The organism is Streptomyces sp. JNUCC 63, from assembly GCF_054366325.1.
In genome coordinates this window covers 2,107,921-2,125,304 of the sequence record NZ_CM135963.1, presented here as the reverse complement: position 1 = coordinate 2,125,304, position 17,384 = coordinate 2,107,921, and the positions used below count along the sequence as shown (strand labels likewise).

The 17,384-nt window shown below is 72.3% G+C and carries 18 protein-coding genes; 6 read left to right on the top strand and 12 right to left on the bottom strand.

Annotated elements, in window-relative coordinates:
* Positions 1 to 2 precede the first annotated feature (2 nt).
* Positions 3 to 815: a recombination regulator RecX gene (gene recX / locus ACX25U_RS09575; protein ID WP_454390566.1), complete on the top strand. Its 813-nt coding sequence runs from the start codon at positions 3 to 5 to the stop codon at positions 813 to 815.
* A 28-nt stretch (positions 816 to 843) separates the two neighbouring features.
* Here recX and ACX25U_RS09570 read toward each other — a convergent pair whose 3' ends face one another.
* From ACX25U_RS09570 to ACX25U_RS09535, 8 genes are all read right to left on the bottom strand, one after another.
* Positions 844 to 1,248 (bottom strand): rhodanese-like domain-containing protein, encoded by a 405-nt coding sequence (locus ACX25U_RS09570; protein ID WP_454394180.1) that lies wholly within the window; start codon positions 1,246 to 1,248, stop codon positions 844 to 846.
* A complete protein-coding gene (locus ACX25U_RS09565; RefSeq protein WP_454390564.1) occupies positions 1,239 to 1,784 on the bottom strand; it encodes a cysteine dioxygenase in 546 nt (181 codons plus the stop codon). The genes ACX25U_RS09570 and ACX25U_RS09565 overlap by 10 nt, the downstream gene beginning before the upstream one ends.
* Positions 1,785 to 1,881: 97 nt before the next feature.
* A complete protein-coding gene (locus ACX25U_RS09560; RefSeq protein WP_309544753.1) occupies positions 1,882 to 1,953 on the bottom strand; it encodes a putative leader peptide in 72 nt (23 codons plus the stop codon).
* Positions 1,954 to 2,064: 111 nt separating this feature from the next.
* Positions 2,065 to 3,666: an FAD-dependent monooxygenase gene (locus ACX25U_RS09555; RefSeq protein ID WP_454394178.1), complete on the bottom strand. Its 1,602-nt coding sequence runs from the start codon at positions 3,664 to 3,666 to the stop codon at positions 2,065 to 2,067.
* A gap of 178 nt (positions 3,667 to 3,844) precedes the next feature.
* Positions 3,845 to 4,762 (bottom strand): amino acid ABC transporter permease, encoded by a 918-nt coding sequence (locus ACX25U_RS09550; protein ID WP_454390562.1) that lies wholly within the window; start codon positions 4,760 to 4,762, stop codon positions 3,845 to 3,847.
* Positions 4,759 to 5,424 (bottom strand): amino acid ABC transporter permease, encoded by a 666-nt coding sequence (locus tag ACX25U_RS09545; RefSeq protein WP_454390560.1) that lies wholly within the window; start codon positions 5,422 to 5,424, stop codon positions 4,759 to 4,761. Before ACX25U_RS09545 ends, ACX25U_RS09550 begins: the two co-directional genes overlap by 4 nt.
* Positions 5,425 to 5,555: 131 nt before the next feature.
* A complete protein-coding gene (locus ACX25U_RS09540) occupies positions 5,556 to 6,398 on the bottom strand; it encodes a glutamate ABC transporter substrate-binding protein (RefSeq protein ID WP_454390558.1) in 843 nt (280 codons plus the stop codon).
* 100 nt (positions 6,399 to 6,498) lie between these two features.
* The gene (locus ACX25U_RS09535; protein ID WP_454390556.1) at positions 6,499 to 7,275 is read right to left on the bottom strand and encodes an amino acid ABC transporter ATP-binding protein; all 777 of its coding nucleotides are present in this window, start codon (positions 7,273 to 7,275) and stop codon (positions 6,499 to 6,501) included.
* A 283-nt stretch (positions 7,276 to 7,558) separates the two neighbouring features.
* Between ACX25U_RS09535 and ACX25U_RS09530 the strand changes: the two genes are divergently transcribed.
* Together ACX25U_RS09530 and ACX25U_RS09525 are read left to right on the top strand one after the other, a co-directional pair.
* Positions 7,559 to 8,245: a response regulator transcription factor gene (locus ACX25U_RS09530; RefSeq protein ID WP_454390554.1), complete on the top strand. Its 687-nt coding sequence runs from the start codon at positions 7,559 to 7,561 to the stop codon at positions 8,243 to 8,245.
* A 9-nt stretch (positions 8,246 to 8,254) separates the two neighbouring features.
* Positions 8,255 to 9,664, top strand: a complete 1,410-nt coding sequence (locus ACX25U_RS09525; RefSeq protein WP_454390552.1) for a sensor histidine kinase — start codon at positions 8,255 to 8,257, stop codon at positions 9,662 to 9,664.
* 246 nt (positions 9,665 to 9,910) lie between these two features.
* On the opposite strand, the gene ACX25U_RS09520 is transcribed toward ACX25U_RS09525, so the two are convergent.
* Positions 9,911 to 10,909, bottom strand: coding sequence for a TAXI family TRAP transporter solute-binding subunit (locus ACX25U_RS09520; protein WP_454390550.1), 999 nt, complete (start codon positions 10,907 to 10,909; stop codon positions 9,911 to 9,913).
* A 95-nt stretch (positions 10,910 to 11,004) separates the two neighbouring features.
* On the opposite strand from ACX25U_RS09520, the gene ACX25U_RS09515 reads away from it, so the two are divergent.
* Positions 11,005 to 11,409, top strand: a complete 405-nt coding sequence (locus ACX25U_RS09515) for a pyrophosphohydrolase domain-containing protein (RefSeq protein WP_454390548.1) — start codon at positions 11,005 to 11,007, stop codon at positions 11,407 to 11,409.
* Between the two features lie 20 nt (positions 11,410 to 11,429).
* Here the strand turns inward: ACX25U_RS09515 and ACX25U_RS09510 are convergent, their stop codons facing one another.
* Both ACX25U_RS09510 and ACX25U_RS09505 read right to left on the bottom strand, forming a co-directional pair.
* The gene (locus ACX25U_RS09510) at positions 11,430 to 12,830 is read right to left on the bottom strand and encodes a hypothetical protein (protein WP_454390546.1); all 1,401 of its coding nucleotides are present in this window, start codon (positions 12,828 to 12,830) and stop codon (positions 11,430 to 11,432) included.
* Between the two features lie 192 nt (positions 12,831 to 13,022).
* Positions 13,023 to 14,240: a glycosyltransferase family 87 protein gene (locus tag ACX25U_RS09505; protein ID WP_454390544.1), complete on the bottom strand. Its 1,218-nt coding sequence runs from the start codon at positions 14,238 to 14,240 to the stop codon at positions 13,023 to 13,025.
* A gap of 135 nt (positions 14,241 to 14,375) precedes the next feature.
* Between ACX25U_RS09505 and miaB the strand changes: the two genes are divergently transcribed.
* Together miaB and ACX25U_RS09495 are read left to right on the top strand one after the other, a co-directional pair.
* Positions 14,376 to 15,905 carry a tRNA (N6-isopentenyl adenosine(37)-C2)-methylthiotransferase MiaB gene (gene miaB / locus ACX25U_RS09500; RefSeq protein WP_454390542.1) on the top strand — a complete coding sequence of 510 codons (1,530 nt, stop codon included), beginning with the start codon at positions 14,376 to 14,378 and terminating at the stop codon, positions 15,903 to 15,905.
* Positions 15,906 to 16,309: 404 nt separating this feature from the next.
* Positions 16,310 to 17,023, top strand: coding sequence for a class III extradiol dioxygenase subunit B-like domain-containing protein (locus ACX25U_RS09495; RefSeq protein ID WP_454390540.1), 714 nt, complete (start codon positions 16,310 to 16,312; stop codon positions 17,021 to 17,023).
* A 14-nt stretch (positions 17,024 to 17,037) separates the two neighbouring features.
* Here ACX25U_RS09495 and ACX25U_RS09490 read toward each other — a convergent pair whose 3' ends face one another.
* Positions 17,038 to 17,346 carry an antitoxin gene (locus ACX25U_RS09490; RefSeq protein ID WP_454390538.1) on the bottom strand — a complete coding sequence of 103 codons (309 nt, stop codon included), beginning with the start codon at positions 17,344 to 17,346 and terminating at the stop codon, positions 17,038 to 17,040.
* Positions 17,347 to 17,384: the final 38 nt, after the last annotated feature.

Below are 17,384 nucleotides of genomic sequence, written 5' to 3'. Positions count from 1 at the left end.
CCGTGACACGGCGAACCGACTGGGCCGACTACGACTACGAGTACGAGTACGCCGCCTCCGGTGCCCCGCGGGGGAAGGGAACCGTATACGCCCCCGGCTCCGGTGCGGACCCGGACGGCGTGCCCGGAGACGGCGCGTACGGGGATGACGAGGCAGGAGGTGGCCTGCGCCGCGCGGGTGGTGCACGCCGGGACGGCTCGCGTGACGGCGGGTCGCACGGTGGACGCGGACGTCGCCGGCGTGGTTTCGGCGAGGCGTCCGCCGAGGACGGGGGCGCCCCCTCCGTGTCGAGGGCTGGGCAGGGGGAGCCTCCGGGGGACCCGGTGGAGCGGGCGCGCGCGATCTGTCTGCGCCTGCTCACCGGGACCCCGCGCACCCGCAAGCAGCTCGCGGACGCCCTGCGCAAGCGGGACATCCCGGACGACGCGGCGCAGGAGGTGCTGTCGCGGTTCGAGGAGGTCGGGCTGATCGACGACAGCGCGTTCGCGGACGCCTGGGTGGAGTCCCGGCACCACGGGCGCGGACTGGCGCGGCGCGCGCTCGCCCAGGAGCTGCGGACCAAGGGCGTCGACGCGGCGCTGATCGACGAGGCGGTCGGCCGACTCGACGCCGAGCAGGAGGAGGCCACCGCACGCGAGCTCGTCGCCCGCAAGCTGCGCTCCACCCGCGGCCTCGACCGCGACAAACGGCTGCGCCGCCTCGCCGGGATGCTCGCCCGCAAGGGCTACTCCGAGGGCCTGGCCCTGCGGGTGGTCCGGCAGGCGCTGGAGGAGGAGGGCCAGGACACGGGCTTCCTCACGGACGAGGGGTTCTGAGACGGCGTCCGCAGGGAGCAGGAACGCCCTACGAGATCACCGGCAGCCCCGCCGCCCGCCACGACTGGAAGCCGCCCACCAGGTCGGTCGCCCGGTGCAGCCCCAGCTGGTGCAGGGAGGCGGCCGCCAGACTCGACGCGTAGCCCTCGTTGCAGATGACGACGACGCGCAGGTCATGACCGGTGGCCTCGGGGACGCGGTGGCTGCCCCGGGGATCCAGCCGCCACTCCAGTTCGTTGCGCTCGATGACGAGGGCGCCCGGGATCAGACCATCGCGATCGCGCAGCGCGGCGTACCGGATGTCCACCAGCAGGGCCTCGCCGGCCCGGGCGGCGCCGTACGCCTCACGCGCCTCGACGCGCTCGTAGCCCTGCCGCACTCGCTCCAGCAGTCCGTCGATTCCGGTCGTCGGTCGTTCCTCGCTCACTGCCAGTTCTCCGGGCGCTCGATCTGCTCCAGGCGCAGTGTCTGGCCGGTGCGGCCGTAACGGCGGATCCGGGGCAGCGGTGGGTAGTAGGCGTGCACGGACACCGCATGCCCGTGAGGGGACTCATTGAACACCTCGTGGACGTGATGGCGGCCGAAGGCGCGGCCCCGGCCGGCCGGCAGCCGCCGTGTGCGGTCCACGTCGTCGGTGAGTTCGAGGGTCTTCCAGCCGTCGGTGGGCAGCCGGGCGGCGAGCGAGTTCTCCGTCAGCTCACCGGTGGCGGTGACGAAGGCGCCGACCGAGTCGGCGTGGTCGTGCCAGCCAGTGCCGGTGCCGGGCGGCCAGCCGATCAACCAGGCCTCACTGCCGCCGGGCCCGTCCAGGCGCACCCAGGTGCGGCCCTCCGGGTCGAGCGGGAGCGAGGCGATCAGCTCGGCGTCGGCGGCGGTGCGCCGTACGAAGTCGAGGAGTTCCGCCTGCGTCGGTCCCTGGAGGGAGGGCGAGGACACGGCGGGGGAGGACACGGAGGTCGAGACAGACACGTACACCGTCCTGAAGAAACGTTCGCGGAGGGCGCGCGGCGGCACAGGCACACGGGCATGAGCGAACGGCGCGCGCCGAAAAAAAGGGGATGCGAGTTCAGCAGGACGGACGACACACGCAGCCCGCATAGCGGACGAGGTCCATATGGACCCTCCGCCACAGGCGCACATCGGTGTCGGTCACGATGCGGAGTACACCATGGCGGTGCGAGGTGGTCAACTCACCACCACCCTGTGGACCGCACGGCGAGGACGCGGACGGTCCACAGGATCCGAAAAATCAGCGGGCACCCGCCTCGGCCCGCGTCCCGGCGTGCCCCGCGCCGCCTACGGCGGCCTCCGCCGCCATGTACAGGTCGGCCGGGCGCACTCCGCTCAGCGCGGTGACCAGGTGGCCGTCGGGCCGTACCAGGAGCACGGTGTGGGGGGCGGCGCCCGGGTAGCTCTCGGCGACCAGCAGCTCGGCGCGGTGCGGCAGTGCGGTGACCGCGGCGGCCAGCCGGGGCATGATGCCGGCGCTCATCCAGTGCCGGCGCTCCCACACCACCGTGCCCGGCGCGACCAGCACCACGAGCAGCGCCCCGCGGCCGAGCCGGTCCCTGAGCCGCACGAAGGAGCCGTCCTCCGCGGTCACCACCACATCGGCTACGGGCGTGCCGACCGGCGTGTCCACGGGCACCTCGGCGTCCAGGTGCGGGGGCGTGAGCGGCGAGTCGGCGTACGACCCCGGCGCGCCCAGGGATCCGAGCCCCAGGTGGCCGTCCATGAGCAGGGCGTCGTGGCCGCGTGCCGTTCCGGGGACGTAGGACCGCAGTCCGCCGCCCCCGCGCAGCACCGGCAGCACCTGGTCGGCGGCGCGCAGCCGGGCGGCGACGATCGCGCGCCGCTCGGTCTGGTAGCTGTCCAGCAGGGCCTCGTGCGGGCCGTGGTGCCAGGCCGACGCCAGCTTCCAGGCGAGGTTGTCGGCGTCCCGCAGGCCCTCGTCCAGCCCCTGGGTGCCGAACGCGCCGAGCAGGTGCGCCGCGTCCCCGGCGAGGAAGACCCGCCCGGCACGCCAGCGGCGGGCCAGCCGGTGGTGGACCGTGTGGACGCCGGTGTCCAGGAGTTCGTACGACGGCGAGGGCTCGCCGGTCCAGCCGGTGAGGGTCTCGCGGATGCGGGCGACCAGCAGTTCGGGCGTGACCAGGTCCTTGCCGGGCGGCAGCAGCCAGTCCAGCCGCCACACGCCGTCCGGCAGCGGGCGGGCTGCGATCTCCCCGGCGAAGGGGCCGGTGGTCCGCCACGGCGGCAGCCGGTGGAGGAACGCTTCACCGGGCCGGGGCAGTTCGGTGCGCACCGCGGCGACGGCGTGCCGCTCGACGGCCGTACGGCCGGGGAAGCGGATGTCCTGGAGCTTGCGTACGGTCGACCGCGGGCCGTCGCAGCCGACGAGGTAACTGCCGCGCCACCACGTGCCCTGGGGGCCGCGGGTGTGGGCGGTGACGCCGGTGGGCTCCTGCTCCATGGTGTCGAGCCGGCTGCCCACGGCGAGCTCGACCAGCGGTTCGCGGGCGATGGCGGCGCGCAGGGCGCCGGTCAGGACGTGCTGGGCGATGTGCAGCGGGGCGGGAGTGCCCTCGTCGAAGGCGACCTCGTGCATCACCTGCTTGCGCCGCATCGTCCGCCATCCGGCCCAGCGAAGCCCGGCGCCGCCGAGCGGTACACCGGCCAGGCGCTCCACGAGCGCGGCGGTGTCCTCGCGCAGGACGACCGTGCGCGCGGCGCGCGGCGTGTCCCCGCCCGGCCCCTCGTCGAGCACGACGACCGGCACGTCCTGCCGCGCCAGCGCCAGGGCGAGCGCGAGCCCGACGGGCCCCGCCCCGACAACGATCACCGGGTCCACGACGCGGCGCCCCCTGCCGCCCGCAGTGGTGTCCTGACGGACAGACATGAACAAACGGTTGGAGCAGGGTGCACGATCACAGAACGTATGCAACCCATTGCCGCTGCTTGCGTCAAGTGACGGGGGCAGTGGTGATCACTCCACTGCCCCCGTGTCTCGCTTACGGAATGACCCCCTGTCAGGTGAACGTCTTCCCGGCGTAGCCACCGGGGCCGTCGACGCCGCCCACTCCGGTCGCCTCCGTGCCGGCCACCGCTGCGGACGGAACCAGTGCCCCGGTCGACTTCTTCCCGTGCCGCAGCCGCTGTTCCAGCCAGCTGGCGAAGCTGGTGAGGGCGAAGTTCAGCGCGATGAAGATGACGGCAACCACGATGAAGCTGGCGACGACGTTGGCGTAGTTGGCCGCGATCGTGCTGCGGGTGTTCAGGAGCTCGGTGAAGTTGAGCATCACGCCGCCCAGCGCGGTGTCCTTCACGATGACGACCAGCTGGCTGACGATGGCCGGCAGCATGACGGTGACCGCCTGCGGGAGCAGGATGCTGCTCATCGTCTGGCCCTTGCGCAGACCGATCGCGTAGGCGGCCTCCGTCTGCCCCTTGGGGAGGGCCAGGATGCCGGCACGTACGACCTCGGCGAGAACCGAGGCGTTGTAGAGCACCAGGCCGGTGACGACCGCGTAGAGGGGGCGCTCGTCGCTGGCGATACCCGTGGAGCGGACGTAGAACTCGTAGGCGAACAGCATCAGCAGCAGTACCGGGATCGCCCGGAAGAACTCGACCACCACACCGGCCGGAACCCGGATCCACCGGTGGTCGGACAGCCGGGCTATGCCGAAGACCGCGCCCAGCGGAAGGGCGATGATCATGGCAAGCGCCGCGGCCTTCAGGGTGTTGCCGAGACCGGGCAGCAGGTACGTCGTCCAGGCCGCGGAGGTGGTGAAGGGCTGCCACAGGTCCCACTTGAGCTGGCCCTTGTCGTTCATCGTCGACCAGACCCACCACACGAGCAGTGCGAGCAGGCCGACGAAGACGACCGAGAGGACGACATTGCGCCGCTTGGCCCGGGGGCCGGGGGCGTCGTACAGAACGGAGCTCATCGCTTCACCGCCAGGCGCTTGCCGAGCCAGCCGAGGAAGAGGCCGACGGGCAGGGTCAGGACCACGAATCCGAGGGCGAACACCGCGCCGATGGCGAGCGTCTGGGCCTCGTTCTCGATCATCGTCTTCATCAGGTAGGCGGCCTCGGCCACACCGATCGCGGCCGCCACAGTCGTGTTCTTGGTCAGTGCGATCAGTACGTTGGCCAGCGGTCCGATCACCGCGCGGAACGCCTGCGGCAGCACGACGAGCCGCAGGGACTGGCTGAAGTTCAGCCCGATCGCGCGCGCTGCCTCCGCCTGCCCCACCGGCACGGTGTTGATGCCGGAGCGCAGCGCCTCGCAGACGAAGGCCGCGTGGTAGGCGGCGAGCCCGAGCACCGCCAGCCGGAAGCCCTGGACTTTGAAGTCGGGCGCGCCCATCGTCACCCCGAAGGTGTCGGCGAGGCCGATGGAGGTGAAGACGATGAGCACCGTCAGGGGGATGTTCCGGAAGATGTTGACGTAGGCGGTGCCGAAGCCGCGCATCACCGGAACCGGGCTGACCCGCATCGCGGCCAGCAGGGTGCCCCAGACCAGGGAGCCCAGGGCGGAGAGGGCGGTGAGTTTCACCGTCATCCAGAACGCCCCAAGGACGTCGTAATCTTGAAGAAAGTCGAACACGATCTCCCGCGCTTCCGGGTGTGTGGCGTAAGAGGAGGGCGTGGCGCGCCGCCGCCGTGAGCGCGGCGGGCGGCGGCGCGCCCGTGGAACCCTGCTATGCCTGCGGATCCCTGCTTACCGGACGAGCCGGGTCACTTGACGATGTCGCCGATCTTCGGGGCGGGCTCGTTCTTGTAGTCGGCCGGGCCGAAGTTCTTCTTGACCGCGGTGTCCCACGAACCGTCGCCGACCATCTTCTCCAGCGCGGAGTTGATCTTGTCCAGGGTCGCGGTGTCGCCCTTCTTGACACCGATGCCGTAGTTCTCGTTGCTCAGCTTGAGACCGGCGAGCTTGAACTGGCCCTTGTACTTGTCCTGGGAGGCGAAGCCCGCCAGGATCGAGTCGTCGGTGGTCACCGCGTCCACGGCGCCGCTCTGCAGGCCGGCGATGCACTCCGAGTAGCCGCCGTACTCACGCAGGTCGGCCTTCGGGGCGATCGTCTTCTGGACGTTCTGCGCCGAGGTGGAGCCGGTCACGGAACACAGCTTCTTGCCGTTGAGGTCCGTGCCCTTGGAGATGTCCGAGTCGGACTTGACCAGCAGGTCCTGGTGGGCCAGCAGGTACGGGCCGGCGAAGTCGACCTTCTGCTTGCGCTCGTCGTTGATCGAGTACGTGGCCACGATGAACTTCACGTCGCCGCGGGCCAGCGCGTTCTCACGGTCGGCGCTCTTGGTCTCGACCCACTCGATCTGGTCGGGCTTGTAGCCGAGCTGCTTGGCCACGTAGGTGGCCACGTCCACGTCGAAACCGGCGAAGGAGCCGTCGGGCTGCTTCAGGCCGAGACCCGGCTGGTCGAACTTGATGCCGACCTTGATCTTGCCGCCACCACCACCCGACGAGCCCGAGTCCTTCTTGTCGTTCGAGCCGCACGCCGTCGCCGAGAGGGCGAGGGCGAGGACGACGGCCGAGGCGGCGGTGACCTTGCGGAGCTTCATGTGAACTTCCTTTGGCTGTTGAGAAGGTGAGGAGCCGTCGGGACGGCGACGGCACGATCGTGGGGCCGGTGGCGTACGGCGTCACCGGCGGGCCGCCGCGTCAGTGGTGCAGGATCTTCGACAGGAAGTCCCTGGCCCGGTCGCTGCGCGGATTGCTGAAGAACTGGTCGGGCGCAGCCTGTTCGACGATCCGGCCGTCGGCCATGAAGACCACCCGGTTTGCAGCCGATCGGGCGAATCCCATCTCGTGGGTGACGACGATCATCGTCATGCCGTCCCGGGCGAGCTGCTGCATGACCTCGAGGACCTCGTTGATCATCTCCGGGTCGAGCGCGGAGGTCGGCTCGTCGAACAGCATGACCTTCGGGTCCATGGCCAGCGCCCGTGCGATGGCCACGCGCTGCTGCTGGCCGCCGGAGAGCTGCGCGGGGTACTTGTCGGCCTGCGCGCCCACCCCTACCCGGTCGAGCAGCTCCCGGGCCCGCTCCTCGGCCTTCTTCCTGTCCGCGCGGCGGACCTTGACCTGGCCGAGGGTCACGTTCTCGAGCACGGTCTTGTGCGCGAAGAGGTTGAACGACTGGAACACCATGCCGACGTCGGCGCGCAGCCGGGCCAGCGCCTTGCCCTCCTGGGGCAGCGGCTTTCCGTCGATGCTGATCGTGCCGGAGTCGATGGTCTCCAGGCGGTTGATGGTGCGGCACAGGGTGGACTTGCCGGACCCGGAGGGCCCGATGACCACGACGACCTCGCCGCGGGCGACCGTCAGTTCGATGTCCTGGAGCACGTGCAACGCGCCGAAGTGCTTGTTGACGCTCTTCAGGACGACCAGATCGCTAGTCGAGGCCACGTCTTCCTTGGCCATCGATACTTCGGTCATCGCTTTCAGGCTCCGTCCTCCTCGGTTTCGGGGGACAGTAGCCACGGACGAGACCAACGTCACCACATCTGAGCGAGATCTGAGCATCACGATCCGGTAGCGGCCCGGTACACCTCTTAGCGCGGCCGGCCGGGTGCATACCGGGTGGGTAACGACAGAGGGTGTGCAACCGGAACCCCCTTGACGGCGTCCTCGTCCATCGGCGTGACTGCCGGGGTGCACGCGCGCGTGCGTGCCTTGTACCCGCCACGACCGTACGGCGCATGAATTGGAGGGGGCCGGGATGAGACTGCTCCTCGTCGAGGACGACAACCACGTCGCAGCCGCCCTGTCCGCGGTCCTGGCGCGGCACGGTTTCGACGTCACGCACGCCCGCAGCGGTGAGGAGGCCCTGCAGGCGCTGGTCCCCGAGGGCGCCTGCTTCGGCGTGGTCCTGCTCGACCTGGGCCTGCCCGACCAGGACGGCTTCGAGCTCTGCAGCAAGATCCGCAAGCGCACCAGCACCCCAGTGATCATGGTCACCGCCCGCTCCGACGTCCGCTCCCGCATCCACGGCCTCAACCTCGGCGCCGACGACTACGTGGTGAAGCCCTACGACACCGGCGAGCTGCTCGCCCGTATCCACGCCGTCAGCCGCCGCACCGCCCACGAGGACGCGGTCAGCGTCGGCGAGAGCGCGCTGCGGCTCGGCTCCGTGCACATCGAACTGTCCACCCGGCAGGTCAGCGTCGACGGCACCGTCGTCCAGCTGACCCGCAAGGAGTTCGACCTGCTGGCGCTGCTCGCCCAGCGCCCCGGCGTGGTCTTCCGCCGCGAGCAGATCATCAGCGAGGTGTGGCGCACCAGCTGGGAGGGGACCGGACGCACCCTGGAGGTGCACGTCGCCTCGCTGCGCTCCAAACTGCGCAGGCCGGCGCTGATCGAGACCGTACGCGGCGTCGGCTACCGGCTCGTCGCCCCGGCCGCCTAGCGGGGACGGGTGCGCACACGTCTTCTGCCGCTGCTCATCGTCCTGATGGCGGCCGTCCTGCTCGCCCTCGGCGTCCCGCTCGCCGTCAGCGTGGCCCGCGCCGAGCAGCAGAAGGTGGTCGTGGACCGGATCGACGACACGGCACGCTTCGCCGCCCTGGCCCAGTTCGTCACCGACCGGACCAGTGGCGTCCCCCGGACGGGCCCGGACGAGCGCCTGGAGACCCTCAGCCGTGAACTGGCCAGCTACCACGAGGTCTACGGCATCCGGGCCGGCGTCTACTACCGGTCGGACATCCCGATGGCCAACGCGCCCGCCGACTGGTCCCTGCCCGCCGCGGGCGAGGTGCGCGACGCCTTCGGGGAGGCGCTGCTGAGCCGGCGCAGCCACGACCCGGAGCAGGTCTGGCCCTGGCAGCGGCACCGGCTCGTCGTCGCCTCCCCCGTGATCCGGGACGGTGACGTGGTCGCGGTCGTCGTCACCGACTCACCGACCGGGCAGATGCGGTCCCGGACCCTGCACGGCTGGCTGCTCATCGGCGTGGGCGAGAGCGTTGCGATGCTGGTCGCCGTCGCCGCGGCCCTGCGGCTGACCGGCTGGGTGCTCCGGCCCGTACGCGTCCTCGACGCCACCACCCACGACATCGCCACCGGGCGGCTGAAGTCCCGGGTGGCGGTGGCCGGCGGACCGCCGGAACTGCGCCGGCTCGCCCGGTCGTTCAACGAGATGGCGGACAACGTCGAGGACGTGCTGGAGCAGCAGCGCGCCTTCGTCGCCGACGCCTCGCACCAACTGCGCAACCCGCTGTCCGCGCTGCTGCTCCGCATCGAGCTGCTCGCCCTGGAGCTGCCCGAGGGCAACGAGGAGATCGCCTCGGTCCAGACCGAGGGCAAGCGCCTGGCGCACGTCCTGGACGACCTGCTGGACCTGGCGCTCGCCGAACACGCGGAGCCCGACCTGCGGCTCATCGACATCGGCGAGCTGACCGCCGAGCGGGTGGCCGCCTGGGCGGCGGCCGCCGAGGCCAAGGGGATCCGGTTGGTCGGCGACTGTCCGGCCACCACGGCCTGGGCCGACCCGGTCGCGCTGTCCTCCGCGCTGGACGCGGTGATCGACAACGCGGTCAAGTTCACGCCCGAGGGCGAGCGCGTCGACGTACGGGTCTCCTGTGACCGCGACACGTCCACGGTCGTGGTCGCCGACCACGGCCCCGGCCTCACCGACGAGGAACTCGCCCGCATCGGCGACCGCTTCTGGCGCAGCGGCCGCCACCAGAACGTCAAGGGCTCCGGCCTCGGCCTGTCCATCACGCGCGCGTTGCTCACGGCGGGCGGCGGCTCCGTCTCCTACGACCACCACCGCAGCGAGGAGCCGCGCGGGCTGAAGGTGACGGTGACGGTGCCGAGGACGGGGTCCTAGGGCCTGCCCGGCGGATCAGGCCGGCTCCAGGCAGCGGGGCCTATCGGCCCACGTGAGCGGGGGGTGGTGCGTGCAGCTGTGAGGCGGAGGAGGGAGCCGACGCGATGGGGGTCCCCTGCTCGAGCGAAGCCGAGAGCTCGGGGGAGTCGGCAACCGACGACAACGCCGCTGGGGGCCCCTGCTCGTTCAGAACTTGGGGAGTGCGTGCCAGGCCCCGCGGTTCCGGCATGATCCGCCGGACAGGTCCTAAGGCTTGACCGAGCGGTAGTAGCGGCGTGCGCCCTCGTGCAGGGCGAGCGGGTCGGTATAGATGGCGGTGCGCAGGTCGACCAACTGGGCGGAGTGGACGTGGGCGCCGATGCCGTCACGGCTCTTGATGACGGTGCGGGTCACCCACTCGATCAGCCTCGGGTCGACGTCCTCGCGGGTCATCAGCAGGTTGGACACGGCGATCGTGGGCACGGTGTCGCCGTGCTGGATCGTCGGGTAGGCCGACTCGGGCATGTTGGTGGCCCGGTAGTAGCGCGTGGCGCCGCCCTCGGCGTGCAGTTCGGCCACCAGGTCGGCCTCGATCGGCACGAACCGGAACGCGAACTTTTTGGCCGGCCGCTTGATGCCGTCCGTCGGCAGGCCGCCCGACCAGAAGAACGCGTCGAGCTCGCCCTGCCGCAGCCGGCCCGGCCCGGTGTCGATGCCGTCGCTCATCGGCCGGATGTCGGTCTCCGGGTCGATCCCGGCCGCCCTGAGCACCCGCTCGGCGATCAGCCGGACGCCCGACTTCGGCGGCCCTATCGCCACCCGCTTGCCGCGCAGGTCCCGCACGGAGGTCACACGCGAGCCACCCGGGACCACGAGCTGCACGTAGTCGTCGTAGAGGCGGGCCACACCGCGCAGCTGCGCGGCGCCCGCACCGTGGTACAGCTTGTACGTCTCCACCGCGTCCGCCGCGGTGATGGCGAAGTCGGCCTGGCCGGTCGCCACGCGCGTGACGTTCTCCTGCGAGCCGTCGCTGGTCAGCAGCCGCACCTTCAGATCGGGCATGTCCTTGGCGAACGCGGTGCGCAGCCGCTCGCCGTACTCCTGGTAGACCCCGTGCAGGGTTCCGGTGCTGAGGGTGATCGTCCCTCTCGGCGGGGTGTCGCCCAGGGGCAGCAGCCACCACAGCAGCAGCCCGAGGACGACGACACCGACGGCCGTGCCCTGCAGGCCGCGGCGGCTGCCGATACGGGGGAACACCTTGGACATGCGCGCGATCCTGCCAGCCGGGGTGCCGTGCTGACCAGGGCGGGCGCTCAGGGCAACCGGCCGGGGCTGTCACAGGGGACGGCTATCTTCGCCGTATGAGCTCCTCGCCCGCCGATCTCGTCCGTGAGTTCCACCGCGCCTTCGGGCTGGATGCCCGCAGTACGCCCACCCTGGTGCCGCCCGAGCTCGCCGCGCACCGCGGGGACCTGCTCGCGGAGGAGGCGGCCGAGGTCGCGGAGGTCTCGGTCGGCGGCCCGCTCGACCGGCTCGCGCACGAGTTGGCGGACGTGGTGTACGTGGCGTACGGCACCGCCCTGGTGCACGGTGTCGACCTGGACGAGGTGATCGCCGAGATCCACCGTTCCAACATGACCAAGCTCGGCCCGGACGGCCAGGTCACCCGGCGCGCCGACGGCAAGGTGCTCAAGGGGGAGCACTACGAGGCGCCCGATGTGTCGGCCGTGCTGCGCCGCCAGGGCTGGGTCCCCGGCGGCGCGTGACACGGACGTCGTGCCGGCGGCTACGGCGTCGTGCCGTCGCCCGCCAGCTTCCACTCGCGGTGCAGTGAGCCCAGGGGGATGGTCCGTTCGAGGGCCGGTGTGCCGAAGACCGACAGCTGCAGCCGCAGGCGGCCGGTGAGGTCGACGCCGCCGTAGACGGCCCAGGAGGCGTCGGCCGGGGCCGTGGAGGTCACCGTGCCGGAGGCCTCGCCGCGTAGGTACGGGGCCAGGTCGGCGCTGACGCCGACGGTGCCGTAGAGCCCGACGGCGGCCTCCGCTCCGAGCGCGGCCTTGACCTCGCCCGCGGTGGTCACCGAGGCGCGTACCGGGGTGCTCGTCAGGTCCGTGGAGCTGACCGGGCTCCAGCCGCGAGCCGGGGCGAAGGTGCCGCCGGCCGTGAAGGCGCCCTTGAGGTTCTGCTCGACGTCGACGGTGACCTTGCCGTCGCCGCTGATCTGGACGTAGCAGGTCAGATCGAGGTTGATCACGACGGGAACCGGGCCGACCTGGAGCACGGGGTCGGCGTGCAGCTTGGCGAACGGGATCCTGAGCGGCGCGGCGGACGCGGCGGCGCGGCCCTTGAGCGCCCAGCCCGAGGTCCAGTCGCCCGAGACGCCGAGGTAGGCGGAGCCGGGTGCGGTGCCGGCGCCCTCGCCGCCGTATCCGAAGTCGACCTTCGGGGCGACCTGGACGAAGCCGGAGACGGACGCGGCGGCCGGCACGGGTGCGCCCTCGGCCGTGGGCACGGTGGCGTCCACGTCGAGCCGCAGGCTGCCCAGCGGCACGGTCGCGCCCTTCGGACCGACGTGGACGTCGCCCGCCTTGGACCAGGAGACCTTGACGTCGGGCAGCAGCTTGTCGACGTCGAAGGAGGCGGGGTCGACCGGGACCGTGCCGCGGGCCGTTTCGGCGCCGAGCACGGAGTTGAGTGCGGCGGGCTCGGTCTGCACCTCGGTGCCCCGCTCGGTCTCGCCGATCACCTTGGTGACCTTGGCGAGCAGGCCGTGCGGTGCGCCCGGCGCGGGGGCGCTGGCGATGACGTCGCCGACGGCGGCGCGGTGCGGTGCGCCGGTGGCGCTCGCGGAGGGGGAGGGCGTCCCGTTGTCGCCGCCGGGGGACATGACGGCCCGTCGGGTCCTGCTGTCGTAGGAGCTGACGGTGAGCGAGGTGCGGTGCGCCCGCGTCCGGCCGCCGGTGCCGTTCGGGCTCGTGGTGGCGGTCGTGGTCGCGGTGGTGGTGGGAGCGGCCGCGACGGCGAGCGTACGGTCCTCGGCGTCGACCGGGTCGTCGGGCCGCTGCCGGGCTTCGGTACTCGAGGCGGCGACGGGCTGTTCGGACTGCGAAGGGGGTGCGGAGCAGCCCGCGGCGAGGAGGAGGGCGGTCACGGCGAAGGCGGGCATCAGGGCATGCCTGTGCCTCATGCGTCTGCGCAAGGTGGGTCCTGAGAAGGTGGGGGGTGGTCTGCCTGGAGAACCGGCATGACGGACACCGGCCGGGAGGCCGGCGGCGTACCGGGGGGTAACCAGGCATGAGCATGCCACGGCGGCAGTGCCGGAACTTCCCGTTCCGGCCCGATCGCGACGTGACCTGGACCACTGAGGGACGCAAGACCCCTACGGCAGCGCGGAGTCGGCGGGCGGATCGAGGGGCCGCCGCCTCGACGACCGTGCGCACCACACGCCCAGCACCAGCACGAGCGCGGACAGCGTGGCCGCGTCCTTGAACGCCCTGCGGGTCGGGGCGTCCAGGTGCGGGAAGGCGAACTGCGGCACCTGCGGAATGAGCGCGCCCCAGAACCACGGCGAGCGCGTCACCGAGTCGGACTCCAGCGCGCCGGCGATCAGCAGGGGCACGACGACGACCAGGTAGTGCTCGTAGGACGGCCGGGACACCAGGTAGGAGGCCAGCATCAGCATCGCGGCCGTGTCCGCGAGCCGTGCCGGCCCGGGGTCGGCACGCCGCCAGCGCAGACAGGCGCAGGCCACCCCGGCCGCCGCCGCGGCCAGGGCCGCCGGCACGGTCAGGACGGGCGGCACCCCGAGCCGCGGCAGCACCGCCGGCAGGGAGCTGTCGAACGGCCGCATGAGCGAGTCCCCGCCCTTGAGCAGGAAGGGCAGCGTGCGGGTGAAGAACCCGCCCGGATCCGGCATGATCAGGGCCGTGCCCAGCGACAGGGCCAGCGGCACAGCCACCATCCACGCCAGCGCCCGCCACCGCCGGGCCAGCACCAGCAGGAGGACCACCGGCAGCAGCAGGGGCTTCACCGCCACGGACAGGCCCAGAACCACCCCGGCCAGATCCCAGCGGCCCCGGTCGGCCAGCAGCAGCGCCGACGGCAGCGCGAAGGCCCCGATCACCGTCCAGTTCCCGAGGCTCACCAGGTGGCCGGCCGGCGCCCAGAACAGCACCAACCCCAGCAGCCCCAGCACCGCGAACCGGCTGCGCCCCGGTACCCGGAACAGGCGCACCGCGCACCACCAGCCGCCCGCGATCAGCGCCACGCACGCGAGCGGCGCGGCGACGCGCAGCACGGGCACCGGCAGCACCGCCTGCCCGGCGGCGAACAGCACGGCGCTCGGCAGGTACAGAAAGCGCCGGTCGGCGTACGGCGCACCACCGTCCAGCCAGACCTGCCCGGCGTGCACGACGAAGGCGTTGTCCATGCCGCCCTGGGTGGAGACGACGGCCACGCGTGCGGCACGGGCCAGCAGGACGGCGACGAGGAAGGCGACCGTGACCGGACCGGCCGGACGCAGCAGCCAGGCGCGCAGCGCCGCGGTCGGGGGCACTTCCGGCGCACGGGTCCGGACGGCGTCACGAAGCAGCGTCACCCCGTCATTCTGGGCTGGTTGTCCCTGAACGGGTGGTCAGCGCCCGGTCGTGTCGCCCTCCGGCGGGCGCAGGCCCTTCCCCGGGCGCCACTCTCGTCGGCGCGGAGCCCTGCCACGACCGCCTACTCTTGACGCATGACCAGCAGCAGCGACCGGAGCCTCGCAGTGGACGTTCAGGGACCCAAGAGTTACGAAATCCGCACCTACGGGTGCCAGATGAACGTCCACGACTCCGAGCGGCTGGCCGGGCTGCTGGAGGAGGCGGGCTACGTGCGGGCGCCGGAGGGGTCGGACGGCGACGCGGACGTCGTCGTCTTCAACACGTGCGCCGTCCGGGAGAACGCCGACAACCGGCTCTACGGCAACCTCGGGCACCTCGCGCCGAAGAAGGCCAGGCGGCCCGGGATGCAGATCGCGGTCGGCGGCTGCCTGGCGCAGAAGGACCGGGACACCATCGTGAAGAAGGCGCCCTGGGTGGACGTCGTCTTCGGCACGCACAACATCGGCAAGCTGCCCGTGCTGCTGGAGCGCGCCCGCGTGCAGCGGGAGGCGCAGGTCGAGATCGCCGAGTCCCTGGAGGCTTTCCCCTCCACGCTGCCGACGCGGCGCGAGAGCGCGTACGCGGCCTGGGTCTCGATCTCCGTCGGCTGCAACAACACCTGCACCTTCTGCATCGTCCCGGCGCTGCGCGGCAAGGAGAAGGACCGCCGCCCCGGCGACATCCTCGCCGAGGTGGAGGCACTGGTCGCCGAGGGGGTCTCGGAGATCACGCTGCTCGGGCAGAACGTCAACGCCTACGGCTCCGACATCGGCGACCGCGAGGCGTTCAGCAAGCTGCTGCGGGCCTGCGGGAACATCGACGGCCTGGAGCGCGTCCGCTTCACCTCGCCGCACCCGCGCGACTTCACCGACGACGTGATCGCCGCGATGGCCGAGACCCCGAACGCCATGCCGCAGCTGCACATGCCGCTGCAGTCCGGCTCCGACGCGGTCCTGAAGGCGATGCGCCGCTCCTACCGGCAGGAGCGCTACCTCGGGATCATCGAGAAGGTCCGCGCGGCCATCCCGCACGCGGCGATCACCACCGACATCATCGTGGGCTTCCCCGGCGAGACCGAGGAGGACTTCGAGCAGACGCTGCACGTGGTGCGTGAGGCGCGGTTCGCGCAGGCGTTCACCTTCCAGTACTCCAAGCGTCCGGGCACCCCGGCCGCCGAGATGGACGACCAGATCCCCAAGGAGGTCGTCCAGGCGCGCTACGAGCGGCTGGTCGCCCTGCAGGAGGAGATCTCCTGGGAGGAGAACAAGAAGCAGCTCGGCCGCACGCTCGAGCTCATGGTCGCCGAGGGCGAGGGCCGCAAGGACGGCACCACCCACCGTCTGTCCGGCCGCGCCCCCGACAACCGCCTGGTCCACTTCACCAAGCCGGACCAGGACGTCCGCCCCGGCGACGTGGTCACGGTCGAGGTCACCTATGCCGCCCCGCACCACCTCCTCGCCGAGGGCCCGGTGCTCGACGTGCGCCGCACGCGCGCGGGTGACGCCTGGGAGAAGCGCAACACCGCCGAGCCGGCCAAGCCCGCGGGGGTCATGCTCGGCCTGCCGAAGGTGGGCGCCCCCGCTCCGCTGCCGGCCACGGCGAGCAGCGGCTGCGGCTGCGACTGACCCGGCCGGGCGGCCGGTGCGACGGGCGCCGGTGAACGGCCTGCCGGCCTGATGGCCGGCTCGGCCGACGCCGGAGGACGCCCTGCCGGTCGCTCACCGGCCGGCCTGTCCGCCTGCCGGCCGGGGCGCGAAGGGGGTGTGCCGAGCCGCCGCCGGTCGCGGCGAGCGGCGGCCGGGGCTCCGATCACCTCGCCGCGACGCGGCTCCGGCGGGCGCCGGTGAACGGCCTGTCGGCGTGTGCCCGAGGCGCCGCCGGTCGCGGTGAGCGGCGGCAGGGCCTGCGACCGACCCGGCCGGGCGGTCGGTCCGGGCGGCGTCGGGGAATGTCCCGCCCGTCCGTCGTCCCGCGCGCGGTGAGGCAGTGGAGTGACGTTCGGGCGTCGTATGGCGTTACCCTGCCGATCATGCTTGTCGCCGCCGTCGTCTGCCCCTGCCCGCCCCTTCTCGTGCCCGAGGTCGCTGCGGGCGCCGCGCCCGAGACGGACGCCGCGCGGGCCGCGTGCAGGGACGCGCTGGGGGTGCTCGCCGCCGCCCGGCCCGATCTGCTCGTGGTCGTCGGACCCGCCGAACAGCCCGGGTGCGGTCCGTACCCCGAGGGCACCCGGGGGTCGTTCCGGGGCTTCGGCGTGGACGTGGCCGTACGGCTCGGCCGGGACAAGGACACCGTGCCCGGGCGCGAGCTGCCGCCCTCGCTCGCCGTGGCCGCCTGGCTGCTGGAGCGGGCCGGCTGGTCCGACGCCCCGGTCGAGGGAGTCGGCGTGGGGGAGCCGTCGGCACCCGAGCGGTGTGCGGCGGTCGGCCGGGACATCGCCGCACGGTCCGGCCGGGTGGCCCTGCTGGTGATGGGCGACGCCAGCGCCTGCCGGTCGCTCAAGGCACCGGGGTATCTCGACGAACGCGCCGGTCCCTTCGACGCGGAGGTCGCCCGCGCGCTGGGGCAGGCGGACACGGCGGCTCTCATGGCGCTCGACACGGAGTCGGCGTACGAGCTGAAGGCGTCGGGCCGGGCCCCCTGGCAGGTGCTCGCGGGCGCCGCCGAGGGCGCCGGCCTCTCCGGCGAACTGCTCTACGACGATGCGCCGTACGGCGTGGGGTACCTGGTCGCGACCTGGTCGTGAGGCGGGTGTGAGCCTCAGGGCGCGGAGGACGGACCCTCCGGCGGCGCCGGTGTGGAAGCGCCGCCCGGCGCCCCGCCGGTCTCCGGAGCCGTACCCCTCTCCGGGCTCTTCCCGCCCTTGTGCGCGAGCCGGTCCACGGCGCCCTTGGCCTTGCCCGTGCCCGCATGGATCCTGTCGCTGTACTTGCCCTTGGTCTTCTCGTCGACCAGCTTCGCGGCCCTGTCCAGGCCCTGCCCGATCGTGCCCCCGTGGCGTTGGGCGAGGTTCGACACCTTCTCCTTGGCGGGGCCGATGCGTGCCTTCATGTTGTCCAGCAGACCCATGGTTCACCTTCCCTGGCGGTCTTCTCTCCGGCGGCCGA

What these genes read in the sequence shown, in the direction of transcription:
- ACX25U_RS09515 (WP_454390548.1), top strand. Translation starts at nt 11,005, where the DNA reads ATGAGCTCCTCGCCCGCCGATCTCGTCCGTGAGTTCCACCGCGCCTTC.
- ACX25U_RS09550 (WP_454390562.1), bottom strand. Translation starts at nt 4,762, where the DNA reads ATGAGCTCCGTTCTGTACGACGCCCCCGGCCCCCGGGCCAAGCGGCGC.
- ACX25U_RS09490 (WP_454390538.1), bottom strand. Translation starts at nt 17,346, where the DNA reads ATGGGTCTGCTGGACAACATGAAGGCACGCATCGGCCCCGCCAAGGAG.
- ACX25U_RS09510 (WP_454390546.1), bottom strand. Translation starts at nt 12,830, where the DNA reads ATGAGGCACAGGCATGCCCTGATGCCCGCCTTCGCCGTGACCGCCCTC.
- ACX25U_RS09540 (WP_454390558.1), bottom strand. Translation starts at nt 6,398, where the DNA reads ATGAAGCTCCGCAAGGTCACCGCCGCCTCGGCCGTCGTCCTCGCCCTC.
- ACX25U_RS09530 (WP_454390554.1), top strand. Translation starts at nt 7,559, where the DNA reads ATGAGACTGCTCCTCGTCGAGGACGACAACCACGTCGCAGCCGCCCTG.
- ACX25U_RS09520 (WP_454390550.1), bottom strand. Translation starts at nt 10,909, where the DNA reads ATGTCCAAGGTGTTCCCCCGTATCGGCAGCCGCCGCGGCCTGCAGGGC.
- ACX25U_RS09495 (WP_454390540.1), top strand. Translation starts at nt 16,310, where the DNA reads ATGCTTGTCGCCGCCGTCGTCTGCCCCTGCCCGCCCCTTCTCGTGCCC.
- miaB (WP_454390542.1), top strand. Translation starts at nt 14,376, where the DNA reads ATGACCAGCAGCAGCGACCGGAGCCTCGCAGTGGACGTTCAGGGACCC.
- ACX25U_RS09535 (WP_454390556.1), bottom strand. Translation starts at nt 7,275, where the DNA reads ATGACCGAAGTATCGATGGCCAAGGAAGACGTGGCCTCGACTAGCGAT.